This window comes from Ralstonia sp. Ralssp135 (assembly GCF_047304345.1).
Taxonomy (GTDB): Bacteria; Pseudomonadota; Gammaproteobacteria; order Burkholderiales; family Burkholderiaceae; genus Ralstonia; species Ralstonia chuxiongensis.
The window spans coordinates 1-240 of record NZ_JBGLYZ010000124.1; the positions used below are offsets into that span (position 1 = coordinate 1).

Consider the following 240-nt stretch of genomic DNA (forward strand, 5'->3'; position numbering starts at 1 on the left):
TATCCGTACAGTTCTTAATCAGGGTGGGTACATCCCAGTCTTTACCCCACAAATAGGTCACGAAGCCTAGTTTGATCGTTGCTTTCTCCCCAAATAGGCCAGTGGCGAAGGCTGGGCCGGTGAAAACAGAAGCGCCAGCCAGCAGCGAAAGCTCTTTAAGGAATGTTTTTCTATCGATTGTAGCCATGTTCGTGGGGTTTAGGCGTAGCACACGTCAGGAAATGTCACGTACGTATTAGC

General features: G+C 49.2%; 1 protein-coding gene. It reads right to left on the bottom strand.

Annotated elements, in window-relative coordinates; genetic code table 11:
• A partial coding sequence (locus tag ACCD03_RS25650; RefSeq protein WP_413413300.1) for a hypothetical protein occupies nt 1–187 on the bottom strand: 187 nt, incomplete at its 3' end.
• Nucleotides 188–240: the final 53 nt, after the last annotated feature.